Source organism: 'Nostoc azollae' 0708 (assembly GCF_000196515.1).
GTDB classification, from domain to species: domain Bacteria; phylum Cyanobacteriota; class Cyanobacteriia; order Cyanobacteriales; family Nostocaceae; genus Trichormus_B; species Trichormus_B azollae.
Window position 1 is genome coordinate 2,909,265 of sequence record NC_014248.1, and the last position, 13,318, is coordinate 2,922,582.

Consider the following 13,318-nt stretch of genomic DNA (forward strand, 5'->3'; position numbering starts at 1 on the left):
AATTGCACCCATTCAAGATTAGTCCCACAAAACAAATTAAATAAAACTTTTTTTTGGATTATTAATAAGTGATTACTTACATTTTATTTTTGGACGATGAGAAATAAAGAGCAGAAGGAAGAGTTTTTCCAGTCACCAATCACTATTTCTTCAACACAACTCATAAAAGTAACCCAATCAGGTGATGGCACACTCAATCTAGAGGAAATAGTATAAAAGAATATTTGATAAATAATCATCTGGGTATTTTCACATATTAAAACAAGATTTTTAGTTGTTAGTACAAATCCTCCAAAATAATCAGATGACTACGTACATACAAATTCCGTTGATTGGCAAAAAAGTTAAGCATCCATTACGCTGGTTGATGGGCTTAATAACTGCTGGTGTTTTAGTCGTTGGAACAACTACAGTCCTGAAAGTTACACATCAGAACACAAATAAACAAGACATTAGTAAACTCACTGTTCCAGTTGTAGCAAAAAGCGTCACCGTGAGGATTACAGCCAGTGGGAAGGTGCAACCAGTACAAAGCGTGAATATTAGTCCCAAAAATCCGGGAATTATCACCGATTTGGATATTGAACAGGGGGAAAAAGTCCAGAAGGGGCAAATTATTGCTCGTATGGATAATTCCGAGATTAAAATGCGAATTCTCCAGTATCAAGCTAATGTAGAGGAAGCCAAAGCACAATTAGCAGAGAGTCTAGCAGGAAGCCGTCCCGAAGAAATAGCCCAAGCTAAAGCCCGTGTAGCCCAAGCTAAAGCCCAATTAGCTATCATTCGTGGGGGGAATCGTTCTCAGGAAATTGATCAAGCTAAGGCTGCTGTAGATTCAGCTAAAGCGCAAGTAGAACTTACCCAAGCCAGGGTAAAACGTTATCAAGGATTAGCTAAAGCAGGGGCTATTTCCCAAGATTCCCTAGAACAATATATTAGTGAAAATAAAAGATCAAAAGCTAGTTTAGAAGAAGCTCAAGCCCGATTATCACTGCAAAAAGCTGGCAACCGCAACGAAGATATTAAAAGTCAGGAAGCCGTAGTTGCTCAAGAACAAGAAACAATGGGAAAGCTGGAAAATGGCAACCGTCCTGAAGAAATTGCTCGACTTAAAGCGTCTGTAGCTGGGGCTGTAGCTCAGTTAAAACAGCAGGAAGTACAGTTGGAAGATACCATTATTCGTGCTCCTTTTGCGGGGGTTGTGACTCAAAAATACGCCAATATAGGGGCTTTTGTGACACCAACAACTTCGGCTTCTACGAGTACTTCAGCAACTTCTAGTTCAATTGTGGCTTTAGCAATGGGTTTAGAAGTTTTAGCTCAAGTTCCGGAAGCTGATATTGGTAGAATTAGCCAGGGACAGCAGGTGGAAATTGTTGCTGATACTTATCCAGATCAAGTATTTAAAGGTCGTGTACGCTTGATTGCACCTGAAGCTGTGGTAGAACAAGGTGTGACATCTTTTCAGGTGCGAGTGGTGATTGATAGTGGTGCAGATAAACTGCGTTCTGGCTTAAATGTGGATTTAACGTTTTTGGGCGATCGCATTAATGATGCTTTAACTTTACCAACGGTAGCAATTTTGACTGAAAATGGTAAAACCGGCGTACTAATAGCAGATGCAAATAATAAACCCCAGTTTCGAGAAATCACGATTGGAACCCAAATAAAAGACGAAACTCAGGTTTTAGAGGGAGTCAAAAAGGGTGATTTGATATTTGTGAACCCACCCAAAGACTACAAAATTCAAAAAGCCAAAGAAGAAAAAAATCATGAACTTCCTAGAAAGCATTCAAATGGCGGGTAAAACCTTACTCGTCAATAAGTTACGTAGCACCCTGACCATGTTGGGTATTATTATCGGTAATGGCTCAGTGATTGCAATGATTGGGATTGGGGAAGGGGGACAAAAATTTGTAGCTAATCAACTAAATTCCTTGGGCTCGAATATTGTATTTGTTATTCCCGGTAATGAAGAAACTCAGCGGGTTTCTAGAGATGTTACCAGAACTCTGGTTTTAGAAGATGCGAAAGCGATCGCAACTCAAGTACCCACAATAGCAGTAACAACAGCCGAACTGAATAGTAGACAGGTAGTTACTTATAAAAACCGAAATACTGATGTCAATATTATTGGTACAACTCCCAGTTTTTTGACAGTGCGAGATTTTGAAGTAGCGACAGGACGATTTTTGACCGACATAGACATGAAGCGCAGCAACCAAGTTGTGGTGTTAGGTGCAAAATTAAAAGAGAAACTTTTTGGGAATACTAACCCCGTCAGTCAGCAGATACGGATTAAAAATGCCAGCTTTCAAGTAATTGGAGTACTAACAGACAAAGGTTCAAATCTGGGCGTAGATTACGATGGTTCAGCATTAGTCCCAATTCTCACATCAGCAAATCGGGTAGTGGGAAAAACCTCTCCTTATGGACTAGAAGTAACCTACATTGTTGCTTCCGCTAAAAATGCTGATAGTGTGGATGGAGCAGAGTTTCAAATTACCAATTTACTGCGTCAACGCCATAAACTCGTCGGTGAAGATGACTTTACGATCCGTACACAAAAAGATGCTTTACAAGCAGTAAGTCAAATTTCCTCTGCGTTGACAACCATGCTGGCTGCGATCGCTGGTATTTCCTTATTTGTCGGTGGCATTGGCATTATGAATATTATGCTCGTTTCTGTCACCGAACGCACCCAAGAAATTGGATTAAGAAAAGCAATTGGTGCTACCCAGCAAGAGATTTTACTTCAGTTCATAATTGAAGCGGTAATTGTTTCAGTAATTGGCGGTTTAGTTGGTACTACAGTTGGTGTCAGTTGCATACTGTTAGTATCAGTCCTGACTCCGTTAGAAGCGAGTATTTCCATTGTTTCAATTACAATGGCTGTTGGTATTTCTGGTGGACTTGGATTATTTTTTGGCGTAGTTCCTGCGCGTCGTGCTGCTCAACTTGATCCAATTGTGGCATTAAGAAGTGGGTGAGGAATTCTGATTGGTAAGTAGTAAGTAATGAGGCGGAAAATTAATTATGCTAATTAAGCATCGTAATCATAAAAATGTTGCATTAATTGCAAAGAATTAAAACAGGGATTAGGAATTGAATCCTAGTTTAGTTTATCGTTATTGTGTGCAATTAATAATTCAAAATATAATAATTCAAAATCAGGATAAATCTCCGTGTCTAAAACTCTAACTATGACCAATTCTAGTATTCCTAATCCTGCACCACAAGCAGAAATCATTCGACTAGAGAATATCTTTAAAGTTTATGGTATTGGTGAAACAGAAGTAAAAGCACTAAATGATATCAACTTAGTGATAGAAGAAGGTGAATATTGTGCAATTATGGGACCTTCTGGTTCGGGAAAATCTACAGGCATGAATATTATCGGTTGTTTAGATCGTCCCAGTTCGGGAAATTATTATTTAGATAATCTGAATGTAGCCCAAATCGGTGATACAGAATTGGCGCATATTCGCAATAAAAAGCTAGGATTTGTATTTCAACAATTCCATTTATTAAACCAATTGACAGCGATGGAAAATGTGATGCTGCCAATGGTGTATGCTGGTGTTAAGCCTAGGGAAAGAAAAGAAAGGGCAATTGAAGCATTGATCAAAGTAGGTTTAGAAAAACGTCTCAATAATAAACCTACCCAATTATCAGGGGGACAACAACAAAGAGTAGCGATCGCCCGCGCCATTGTCAACTGTCCCGTTGTTCTTTTAGCTGATGAACCCACAGGTGCACTTGACTCCCGCACAACTCAAGAAGTTTTAGATATTTTTGGTGAATTAAATAGCCATGGGATTACAGTTGTCATGGTAACACATGAAACTGAAGTTGCACGTCAAACTAAGAGGATTGTTTGGTTTCGTGATGGTGAAGTTGTCCATTCTCACCTCACTCCAGCAGAGTTAAATCAACTTGTGTTATCTTGATGATAGGTATTGAAGTCAAAAATAAACTGGATATTATGAATAAAGGAGAAGATTTAAAATATTTTATGGATTGCTCAAGATATAGCAGAACAAACTTGGCAAGTTTTTGAAACTTTTAATCAAGATAAACAATAGTCATTTACTGATTGTAGTTATTATATTTTAATGAAGAGATATATTGAACAGATATTTTCATTCGATCATCATTTTATACAAATGGGATTTATTTGTTATCCTTTACAAGGACTTTAAACCACCATGCTGCAAATTACCAACAGAACCACCATCCCTATTAGCGAAATTAGTATTAGTGCAATTCGTTCTCAAGGTGCAGGTGGTCAAAATGTCAATAAAGTTGCCACAGCCATTCATCTGCGTTTCCACATCAACGCCTCTTCTTTATCACCGCTTTACAAAGAACGCTTACTTAATTTGGGAGACCAGCGCATCACCAAAGATGGGATAATCGTTATCAAAGCCCAGCAACATCGGACTCAAGAACAGAATAAAGAAGATGCACTCAACCGTCTCCAAACCTTAATCAAAAGCATCACCATCACTCCTGCAAAACGTAAACCCACAAAACCCACAGGCCGCGTTAAAAATAAACGTATTGACAGTAAAACTAAGCGCGGCGAAATTAAAGCTCTACGAGGCAAAATTACAGAATGAGCTTTGAGGTATTTACAAACTCGAAGTTTTGCCTGTTTCTGCTTGCGTCGGAGTTGGCTTGACATCGCTCTAACCCATCTCACCAGCAATAGTTGTTAAAACAGAAATTTGACCTTCAAAATCTATTTCTTCAATTCGAGGCAGTAAATCATTAATTGCCTTAGTTGACTCATAATTATCTGGGATTCCCACTACTATATCCCCCATAGCTTCTGCCCAAACATACCAAACTCATAACTGGTTATTTTCTTTTAATGCCCCATAGGCACGAGAATAGTCTGTATCCTGACAGTTAACTATATCCCGCATAAAATTTCTAGTTGTTCCTCATCCGATAATTGTAAATAGTCTCCTAGCAACATTGGAGCTAATTCTGGTTCTGCGGCTGTGGGAGCAGCAGGAGTAATAGTATCACCCATTTTTTCATAAACAAAATATAGCCAAGCTAATTTAGCATCGGTATCTAAGCCATTAAATTCTTCTACTAAATTTTGAGTTTCCTGGCCCTGAGCTTGAGGAATTGTCTTGTTGTAACTCGCGGTCATTATTAATCACCAGACCAGAGTAATTTTACAGTTAAGACTTACAGGACGATCAGATTTGTATAATTAGGCTCTACCACCTGAAGAAGGATATCTACTAATTAGCTAACCCTGGTTTTATCTGCCTTTTAATTGAGAAGAATATCTCTCTTATGGAGCAAGATTTAAGTAAGTTATTTGGATACACTTACCCCAGCAATATTAATATTAATTAAGGTTTTAGTTATGTCTGATAAAGTACAGCCTAATCCTAATGAAGCTTCCACTCACGATGCACAATTAACTGCTGAACAAATAGCTAGTGGTGAAAAAAAGCACCAAATGTAGATTTTGAAGCTGATTATGCCGCTGCACAGCAATTCAATGTCAGCGAAATTGACCGTACAGATGAAGGAAGAACTGCTGCTGAAACTGCTAGTGCACCTCAATATCAAATTCCTGAACCAGAAGAGACTAAGACTGAAGTACAGCCAACAGGTAATCCTGACGATTATCTAGACATGGCTAAGGAAATAGGTGCTTCTAGGACTGAGGCTGTAACAAGTATTAGTGATGATTTAGTAGAACAAGCTTTGCAAAAAGATCAAGCATCTGAAAAGTAATACCATGTTAGATTTTTGTCAAACTCAATAGGTTGGGCTTTTAGCGTAAGCATTCAGCTTTTTCAGGCTAACGCCAAAAATACCTATTTGATAACAAAACCTGTGCCAAAACCCTGAAATCCTATTGATACCGTAACGATTTTATGGGATTTCAGACCTATTTTTGTGTAAATTGGCGAAGGTATTGTGATAATTAAGCAATTTCTCAAACATTCTGACTCCTGACTCCTGCATTCTTACCTTTTAGCAAAGTTTCACTACATCTAATAATTCACTGGGATGGTGAATCAAAAAATCTGGATTTTGTTTAGCTAGTGCTTCTGGAGAATTGAAACCCCAACTCACTGCAATTACTTTGATATTCGCTTTTTTGGCAGCTTCTATATCTCTGGTTTCATCTCCCACATAAATAACTGTTTCGGGTTTCAGTTGTTTTTGCCTTAATACATTGTTAATTATTGTAGTTTTACCAAAAATTGTTACTCCTGAATATAGAAATTCAAAGAGATAATTTAAGTTATGAAATCTCAGGAATTCAGTGACATTTTCCTGAGAATTAGAGGTAATAACTCCCAGCCTATATCCTTTTTGATTAAGCTCTATTAACGCTTCTTTCACTCCAGATATAGGTTCTAATTCCGTAATTTTATTCTTTAACTCTGATTTCACTTTTTTAAATAAAAAAGGTATTTTTAACAGAGATACACCTGAATATCTAATAATTTCTCTAGAGGTTAAATTCCTTAAAAGTGTAAGTTCATTGGGAGTAATTTGTATATAATCGAACTCTATAGCTAAACGATTAGCAATACTGACAAGAGCCTCTACTGTGTCTGCAATTGTCCCATCAAAATCAAATATTATTACTTTCTGGGTCATTCTTTAGCCTAGATGCATCAAGATTAGCACAAGCATTTCTTCTTAACATTTCTGGTTTAATGCGCCGCAAGGCCGATGCTGGAAATCGTTTATCCCACTCCTCTTCTGAGATTTGCGCTAATTCTACCAGCTTAGGTGCTAAATTCCCATTATAAGGCTGAAAGTCTGTCACATCAGTTACTTGAGCAAAACGCTGATTCCAAGGACATACATCTTGACAAATATCACAACCTGCTACCCAGCCATGTAAATGGGGTGTAAGAGATTCTGGTAATGTATCTGCCCTATTTTCAATGGTATGATAGGCAATGCATTTCTTAGCATCTACTACAAATGGCTGGGTAATTGCACCAGTAGGACAAGCCTGTATACATTTTGTACAAGTTCCACAATGTTGTGTAGCTTGGCGATCATTCTCCAATTGTATATTAGTTAATACTTCTCCCAGAAAGACCCAAGAACCATACTCTCTAGTAATTACATTCCCATTTTTCGCAATCCAACCAATACCTGCCCTTTCAGCCCAGACCTTATCTTGCACAGGCCCAGTATCTGCATAATATCTAGCTTTAATCCCTTCACTCAAGGATTCTAACCATGTAGCTAATTGCTTGAGCTTTTTGTGCATGATTTTGTGATAATCCCGTCCCCAACCATAGCGAGAAATTTTTGCGTATTCTTCACCTTCAGGACGTTGATCTGGTGTGTAATAATTCAGCGCCACACAGACAAGCGATCGCACATCTGGCATCACTAACCGAATATCCTGACGCTGGGGATTCTTCATCCATTCCATCTGTGCGTGATAACCCAGTTGGGTCCATGCTTGCAACCTCTGAGCGTCTTTCTTCTCTATCCCTTCTATAGCGGCAATCCCAACTTTGTGAAAACCAAACTCTTTAGCTTTCTCTTTAACCAAGCTGCTGTTTAAAGCACATTGATTCATTTTTTTTATCTGCCATTTTGCTAGAGACACCCTGATTCAATACTACTGTGTCTTGTGCATCTTTAACTTTCAACTTAACTAAGGGCTATATTATACACTATTTACTGAATATATACATTTGATCTTGCTACTCAATCTATATGTAAACTTTATTTGTAATTTGTTAAGAAATAATGCAGAATAATTTACAAGAGGTCAAGCAACCCAGAGTGATGCCAGCCTCCCAGTAATTAACAGACTATTTAGTTAATAAACTGTGGTGAACATAATGACTTTCACTTCTGATTCAGCTTCAACTCGCTTTTCTAGCAGCTTCAACTACAACAACCAAACAGCTGATACTGTAACCTCCACCATTGCTGTATTCAAAGCCCTCACCGTGGATGACCAACTAGCCGTGCTTTGGTATGCTTACACAGGAATGGGTAAATCCATCACCCCAGCCGCTACAGGTGCTGCTAGATTACAGTTAGCAGAAGGTTCGTTGAATCAAATCAAAAAAATGTCTCATTTAGAGCAGTTGGAAGCCATGCGTGACTTAGCTGCCCAAAAAAATACTCAAATCTCTTGTTCTTATGGAATTCTTAGTGCTAATACCAAATTAGCTTTCTGGTACGAATTAGCAGAATTAATGGCGAAGGGTTTTGTAGTACCTGTACCAGCAGGTTATCAGATGTCTCGTGATGGTGCACAAGTGTTAGAAACACTCAAAGAATTGGATTTTGGTCAGCAAATCACCGTTTTTCGCAAAGTAGTTATAGAAATGGGTGTTGACCCTTTAGCTGACTAATAGTTGATATTCTCCCAACCTCAATGTCTTTTAAAATTTTTGTTCCCAGGTAATTATCTGGGAATATTTTCTTATAAATAAAATTAAATCAAAACCTATAACAAACCTAAAAACATGAATATTACTATTGAAGGAATTACAGACTTAACAATCTTGCATTATTTTACTACTTTAAACGCAGGTGATTTTACAGCTACAGTTAGATTATTTGCTGAAGATGGTGTGATGTATCCACCATTAGAATCTGCTGTTGTCGGCAAAGAAAATATACTCACCTATCTTAACAGAGAAGCCCAAGACATCAAAGCCGAACCCCAGCAAGGAATTACTGAAAATTTAGCAGACCACCACATCCAAATTCAAGTTACAGGTAAAGCACATACTTCTTGGTGCAGTGTTAATGTTTTGTGGTTATTTATCTTCAACCCACAACGGGAAATTATTGAAGCCAAAATCAAACTTTTAGCATCACCCCAAGACTTACTTTCTTTACGTCCACCCCACAAAGAATATACACTCATACCTTCATAATAAAAGTGGGATTAGGGTGGGCAATGCCCACCTTTTTCATCTCACATTCCAGGCGCAAAAATTAGGCAATTAAACTAAAATTACTACCATTGAGAGTAATATCAGGATTACCTAAATAAGCAAACTCAAATACTGCGGCTGCACCCAAAACATTACCATCTTGGTTATAGAACAGACTGGCAGTTTCTTGACTAAAGATAATGCGAGTATTACTAGCATCTACTAACCGATCATTTGCAACCACCGTAAAGTCAGTTAAACCTACATTCAATAGCATTAGTAATGCCATTGAATGTAGGTTTACTAAGTGCAATCTTATCTTGTCCAACTGCAAAATCGGTAATCAAATCAACACCTAAATTAGTGTTAAAAACTCCACTACCTTGGAAACGAAATTCATCATTACCGAGTCCTCCGTTGAGGACATCATGACCCAATCCTCCCCAGAGGATATCATCACCTGCTAAACCTTGCAGTTGGTCATTTCCTATATGATCTACGGTAAAAATTTTCCTTTGGTTGCACATAAATAACTAAAAATCTTCACCCCTGAATCCTGAATTCTGTTGTAAAGACTTAAAATACCCAATTTCTCGAATAAATTCGGGATTTACTCCTTTTTTACTCTAAAATATCGAAAATTTTAAATTTTGAATACTTAGCCCTTACTAGCAGTTGGTTGAGCCAAAGAACGTAGTAATAGATTTCTGCCTAATTCAATATGTGATGGCGCACATTGCCAATTAGGGTGTGCTGTCATTAACAAACTTTCTAAAGTTTCTTGATCAAAAAGATGACATACAGGAGCATTATTGACTTCTGCTTCCACCGCATAGCAGTTATTCGTGACGCAGCGAATTATGCAACGGCTGGAAATTCTGGCCAGATTCAGGATTTCGCCTGGTTGTAGAGAACGAAATCTACGAATCATCTGTTTGAACTCGTCAATGGAAGACACTATTAAGCCTGGAAGGGCAAATGTCACCTTTTTCTCTCCATTCACCGCAATCCAGTAATGACGACTGGGGTCGATACCTTCTAACCAAGGTGATTCATCATCAAGACGATAGCGGGGGGATAGGCAGAATAAAGGTCTCATCAGCTTTAGTTGTAAATTTGGTATTTAAATATTGGTATTTTAAAGTCAGGCTCTCCTCATATCACTGCAAGTAGCCTTTCTATCTTAAAGTATTTGATAAATATCGCTAATAAATCAAATAAATTTAGTAAAAGTTATTAAATTGGTTACATTTCTTAATAAAGCACGTTTTGTGTTATGGTCTGCCTTCTGTCTGTTCCATCAGTTCTGGGATTGTGGTTTCCAGCTTGAGACAGTTGGCACCATTCACCTGTAACCGATATTCAACTTTATCCATGAGACGATTCATAATCAGCCACCCATAACCACCTTCTTGTTTTTGGGTAGGATGGGGAGGAAAGTAAGTAGACATATCAAAGCCTTTACCGTAGTCCCAAATTTCGATCACTAAATTGCGATCTTGTAGTTCTAAACGCAGTAGGATTGGCAAACTTGGCTGATCTTTGTGAGCATGACGTACAGCGTTGGAATACGCTTCAACCAACGCCAGACGCAAACGTCCAGATTGTTCTGACCAATCCACAGAGTCCCCCAGATGGATTTTCAAGCATCCCAACAACCAAGTTTCCACAATATTGACAAAACTTAAGTCACTTGGTACGTGAAGCTCACTTTTCATTAGTTACAGAACCTCCAGGGAGAGTATAGTTTGGTCATCTTCTTGGACATGGTTGTCTGTTTGAATACGATTTAGCAAATTTTCCAGAGACAATGGTTGAGGTTCCTCTTGTATAAGTTGCCAAAGTCCTTCTTGGTTGAGCATGGAACTGTGTGTTTGCTGACAGATACCATTGTTATCTTTATGTAAATGAGGTTTTTTTGATACTTTTGCTTCTGTAATGCCATCACTGGCTAGTAGTAATGTGTCTCCGGGTGCAAGAGTAAATCGACCAGGGTTGGCGTGCCATTTTGGTAAAATCCCTAGCGGGATGCTACGTTCTTTGAGGTAATAAGGTTGAGTAACTAAAGTTGCTTGATGTGACCATAATAAGGGATAGATGTGTCCAGCATTAGCATAAACAAGTTCTTTGGTGACTTTGTTGTAAGTTGCAATAACAAGAGTAATAAAATAATTGTTACTCATTAAGTCATCAGCTAGAGCATAGTTGAGATTCTGCATGACTATATTGGGCTCGGCTGGTGATTCTTGAGATAATTCCCGACGCAATAGGGAAATAGCACTGGCCATAAATAGAGCGGCGGGTACTCCTTTACCGGAAACATCACCGACTGCTAACCATAAGTCACCTTTGGGATGAACAAAGACTTCAAAAAAATCTCCTCCTACTTCTCGTGCAGGGTAACAGCAGGCTTGTATTTTTACACCGTCAATTTCTGGTAGGGTTTGACGGAGTAGATTATTTTGAATTTGGCGGGCTACTTGCAATTCTACGCGGATTTGTTGTTGTTTTTCTTGCAGGCTTTGGTAGAGTTTTGCTTGGGAGAGAGCTAAGGCTGCTTGTTCTGCTACACCTGTAATCATTTGGATATCTTCATCTTGCCAAATATTTTCACTTCCCCATTTATAGAGGGTCATGACAGCTAGTAGATGCTGTTGGTAGGTAAATGGTACTACTAGACTGTGAGAAGAATTGTCATGATGTGTATCTTGGGTTAATTGATATTTTTGGGTGTAGAGGACTTCTTCAATTAAAGGGTTGGAATCAAAGGGGAGTGTGATATCTGAGAATTTGGGATCATGATAGAAAAACTGGTTTGGTGTCAAGCGATCACCCTCTACCAATCTCAGTACACAACTTGTAGCTGTAAATGTTTGTCCAATGGTAACTACTATCTTTTGCAAGATGCTGTTATAGTCCAAAGACTCCCGAATTGTGGTTGTGACGGCGTTAAATAAAGACTCTCTTCGGAGGGCATGACGTAGTTCTTTTGTACGTTTTTTTACTAGCCTGTATGTATCCTTTCCTTGCTCGACTAATGCTTTGAGTTGGTCAGGTTTCCAAGGTTTTGTGATGTATTTGAATACTTGACCTGAGTTGATTGCATCTACCAAATCTTCAACATCGGTAAAACCTGTCAGTAAAATCCGAATTGTATCGGGAAAACGTTCTACTGTGCGACTGAACAATTCTGTGCCATTCATCTCTGGCATTCTTTGGTCAGAGATAATCACAGCCATTTCTCCCACTTGATCTAAAATAGCCAAAGCTTCATGGGCATCATTAGCTTTGTATACTTTAAAAGTGCGCCAAAAGGTGCGGTAGAGTAAATCTAAGTTATCTGGCTCGTCATCTACCACCATGAGTTTGAGCTTTTCTACCTCTGTTTCAGTCATATTTGACTACATTTTTGACCTGAGCTACACTCCACAAACCTATTATCCCACGATGCCAGAACGTAAAGCACGGACTGCTGCTTGGGTACGGTCATCAGCACAGAGTTTATTAAGAATATTACGAACGTGAGTTTTTACTGTTCCAATTGTGATAAAAAGTCTTTGAGCGATGACTGCATTACTATAACCTTCGACTATTAATTGTAATACTTCTAACTCCCTTTCTGTGAGGGAATAAGGTTCAATAGGCTGTTCATTTTCTGCTGATTCTGCATCAATATCTGTGTGTTCCCTAAAGGATATGGGTTCTGGTTTGATGGGATTCTGTTGGGCTTGTTGCAAAACGATGCGTGCGATCGCCGGATCAATCCACGCATTGCCATTGTAAGTTACTCGCACTGCGTCCAGCAAATTATCAAATCTGATATCCTTCATACAGTAGGAGTCTGCACCAGCAGCAAAAGCTGCTAATACCGCCTCTCTATTATCATGCAGTGTCAAAATTAATACTTTAGTATCTAAATCTTCATCTTCAGCAGTAGCTTTTAGCTCCCTGGTTAGTTCTATACCGTCCTTATCTGGTAAACCGATATCGACAACTGCAATATCTGGTCGTAATTTTTTTAACATTTTCAAGCCTTCAGCAGCATTGACAGCTTCCCCGACAACGTCAATGTCTTTTTTTTGCAAGAGTGCTGTACGAATGCCCACACGAGTGAGATCATGATCTTCAATTAGCACGATGCGAATTTTGCTCATAGTCAACTTACACCAGTGATACTCAGTTTTACATTTCATGAGCCTAAACCAGTCTAACAACTTTGCTCAGGTCATTTGTCCGTAGTGTAGCGGGAATTTTCGCATTGAAGTAGGTAGATTGTTTAGTTTTCAGGCAAATGAGGCTACTAATAAGTTGATAGAAGTGGTAAGCAAGAGCCAGAGCCTTGGTATCTATCAACTAATCTGCCAGATATATCAACGATGCTGAAAATCTATCATCTAGGTTTTGGG

14 protein-coding genes and 2 pseudogenes are annotated in these 13,318 nt (G+C 38.6%); 7 read left to right on the forward strand and 9 right to left on the reverse strand.

The annotated features are described in order from the left end of the window. Nucleotides 1–304: 304 nt before the first annotated feature. From AAZO_RS13475 to arfB, 4 genes are all read left to right on the forward strand, one after another. Nucleotides 305–1,807, forward strand: a complete 1,503-nt coding sequence (locus tag AAZO_RS13475; protein WP_013191687.1) for an efflux RND transporter periplasmic adaptor subunit — start codon at nucleotides 305–307, stop codon at nucleotides 1,805–1,807. Beyond that, nucleotides 1,773–2,990, forward strand: a complete 1,218-nt coding sequence (locus AAZO_RS13480) for an ABC transporter permease (protein ID WP_013191688.1) — start codon at nucleotides 1,773–1,775, stop codon at nucleotides 2,988–2,990. Before AAZO_RS13475 ends, AAZO_RS13480 begins: the two co-directional genes overlap by 35 nt. 213 nt (nucleotides 2,991–3,203) lie before the next feature. Then, nucleotides 3,204–3,950, forward strand: coding sequence for an ABC transporter ATP-binding protein (locus tag AAZO_RS13485; RefSeq protein ID WP_420807021.1), 747 nt, complete (start codon nucleotides 3,204–3,206; stop codon nucleotides 3,948–3,950). A gap of 258 nt (nucleotides 3,951–4,208) precedes the next feature. Then, nucleotides 4,209–4,622 carry an alternative ribosome rescue aminoacyl-tRNA hydrolase ArfB gene (arfB, locus tag AAZO_RS13490; protein WP_013191691.1) on the forward strand — a complete coding sequence of 138 codons (414 nt, stop codon included), beginning with the start codon at nucleotides 4,209–4,211 and terminating at the stop codon, nucleotides 4,620–4,622. A gap of 69 nt (nucleotides 4,623–4,691) precedes the next feature. Here arfB and AAZO_RS13495 read toward each other — a convergent pair. Beyond that, a pseudogene (locus tag AAZO_RS13495) lies at nucleotides 4,692–5,167 on the reverse strand (orange carotenoid protein N-terminal domain-containing protein). A gap of 222 nt (nucleotides 5,168–5,389) precedes the next feature. Here AAZO_RS13495 and AAZO_RS13500 point away from each other — a divergent pair. Next, nucleotides 5,390–5,766, forward strand: a pseudogene (locus tag AAZO_RS13500) (hypothetical protein). Nucleotides 5,767–6,009: 243 nt separating this feature from the next. Here AAZO_RS13500 and AAZO_RS13505 read toward each other — a convergent pair. Together AAZO_RS13505 and queG are read right to left on the reverse strand one after the other, a co-directional pair. Continuing rightward, a complete protein-coding gene (locus tag AAZO_RS13505) occupies nucleotides 6,010–6,645 on the reverse strand; it encodes an HAD-IA family hydrolase (protein ID WP_013191692.1) in 636 nt (211 codons plus the stop codon). Next, nucleotides 6,620–7,591: a tRNA epoxyqueuosine(34) reductase QueG gene (gene queG / locus AAZO_RS13510; protein ID WP_013191693.1), complete on the reverse strand. Its 972-nt coding sequence runs from the start codon at nucleotides 7,589–7,591 to the stop codon at nucleotides 6,620–6,622. The genes AAZO_RS13505 and queG overlap by 26 nt, the downstream gene beginning before the upstream one ends. A 268-nt stretch (nucleotides 7,592–7,859) precedes the next feature. Here queG and AAZO_RS13515 point away from each other — a divergent pair, with 268 nt between their 5' ends. Together AAZO_RS13515 and AAZO_RS13520 are read left to right on the forward strand one after the other, a co-directional pair. Continuing rightward, entirely contained in the window at nucleotides 7,860–8,381 is a 522-nt protein-coding gene (locus AAZO_RS13515; protein ID WP_013191694.1) for an orange carotenoid protein N-terminal domain-containing protein, read from the forward strand. A 114-nt stretch (nucleotides 8,382–8,495) separates the two neighbouring features. Beyond that, complete coding sequence (locus tag AAZO_RS13520) at nucleotides 8,496–8,912, forward strand: ketosteroid isomerase family protein (RefSeq protein ID WP_013191695.1); 417 nt, start codon at nucleotides 8,496–8,498, stop codon at nucleotides 8,910–8,912. A gap of 61 nt (nucleotides 8,913–8,973) precedes the next feature. Here AAZO_RS13520 and AAZO_RS38245 read toward each other — a convergent pair whose 3' ends face one another. The 6 genes from AAZO_RS38245 to AAZO_RS13550 form a co-directional block, all read right to left on the reverse strand. Further along, nucleotides 8,974–9,189, reverse strand: coding sequence for a hypothetical protein (locus tag AAZO_RS38245; protein ID WP_041640424.1), 216 nt, complete (start codon nucleotides 9,187–9,189; stop codon nucleotides 8,974–8,976). Next, entirely contained in the window at nucleotides 9,164–9,439 is a 276-nt protein-coding gene (locus AAZO_RS38250) for a M10 family metallopeptidase C-terminal domain-containing protein (RefSeq protein WP_041640427.1), read from the reverse strand. The genes AAZO_RS38245 and AAZO_RS38250 overlap by 26 nt, the downstream gene beginning before the upstream one ends. A 131-nt stretch (nucleotides 9,440–9,570) precedes the next feature. Continuing rightward, nucleotides 9,571–10,011 carry a hypothetical protein gene (locus AAZO_RS13535; RefSeq protein WP_013191696.1) on the reverse strand — a complete coding sequence of 147 codons (441 nt, stop codon included), beginning with the start codon at nucleotides 10,009–10,011 and terminating at the stop codon, nucleotides 9,571–9,573. 175 nt (nucleotides 10,012–10,186) lie between these two features. Then, a complete protein-coding gene (locus tag AAZO_RS13540) occupies nucleotides 10,187–10,630 on the reverse strand; it encodes an ATP-binding protein (protein WP_013191697.1) in 444 nt (147 codons plus the stop codon). 3 nt (nucleotides 10,631–10,633) lie between these two features. Continuing rightward, nucleotides 10,634–12,307 (reverse strand): SpoIIE family protein phosphatase, encoded by a 1,674-nt coding sequence (locus AAZO_RS13545; RefSeq protein ID WP_013191698.1) that lies wholly within the window; start codon nucleotides 12,305–12,307, stop codon nucleotides 10,634–10,636. Between the two features lie 42 nt (nucleotides 12,308–12,349). Then, nucleotides 12,350–13,066, reverse strand: coding sequence for a response regulator (locus AAZO_RS13550; RefSeq protein ID WP_013191699.1), 717 nt, complete (start codon nucleotides 13,064–13,066; stop codon nucleotides 12,350–12,352). Nucleotides 13,067–13,318: the final 252 nt, after the last annotated feature.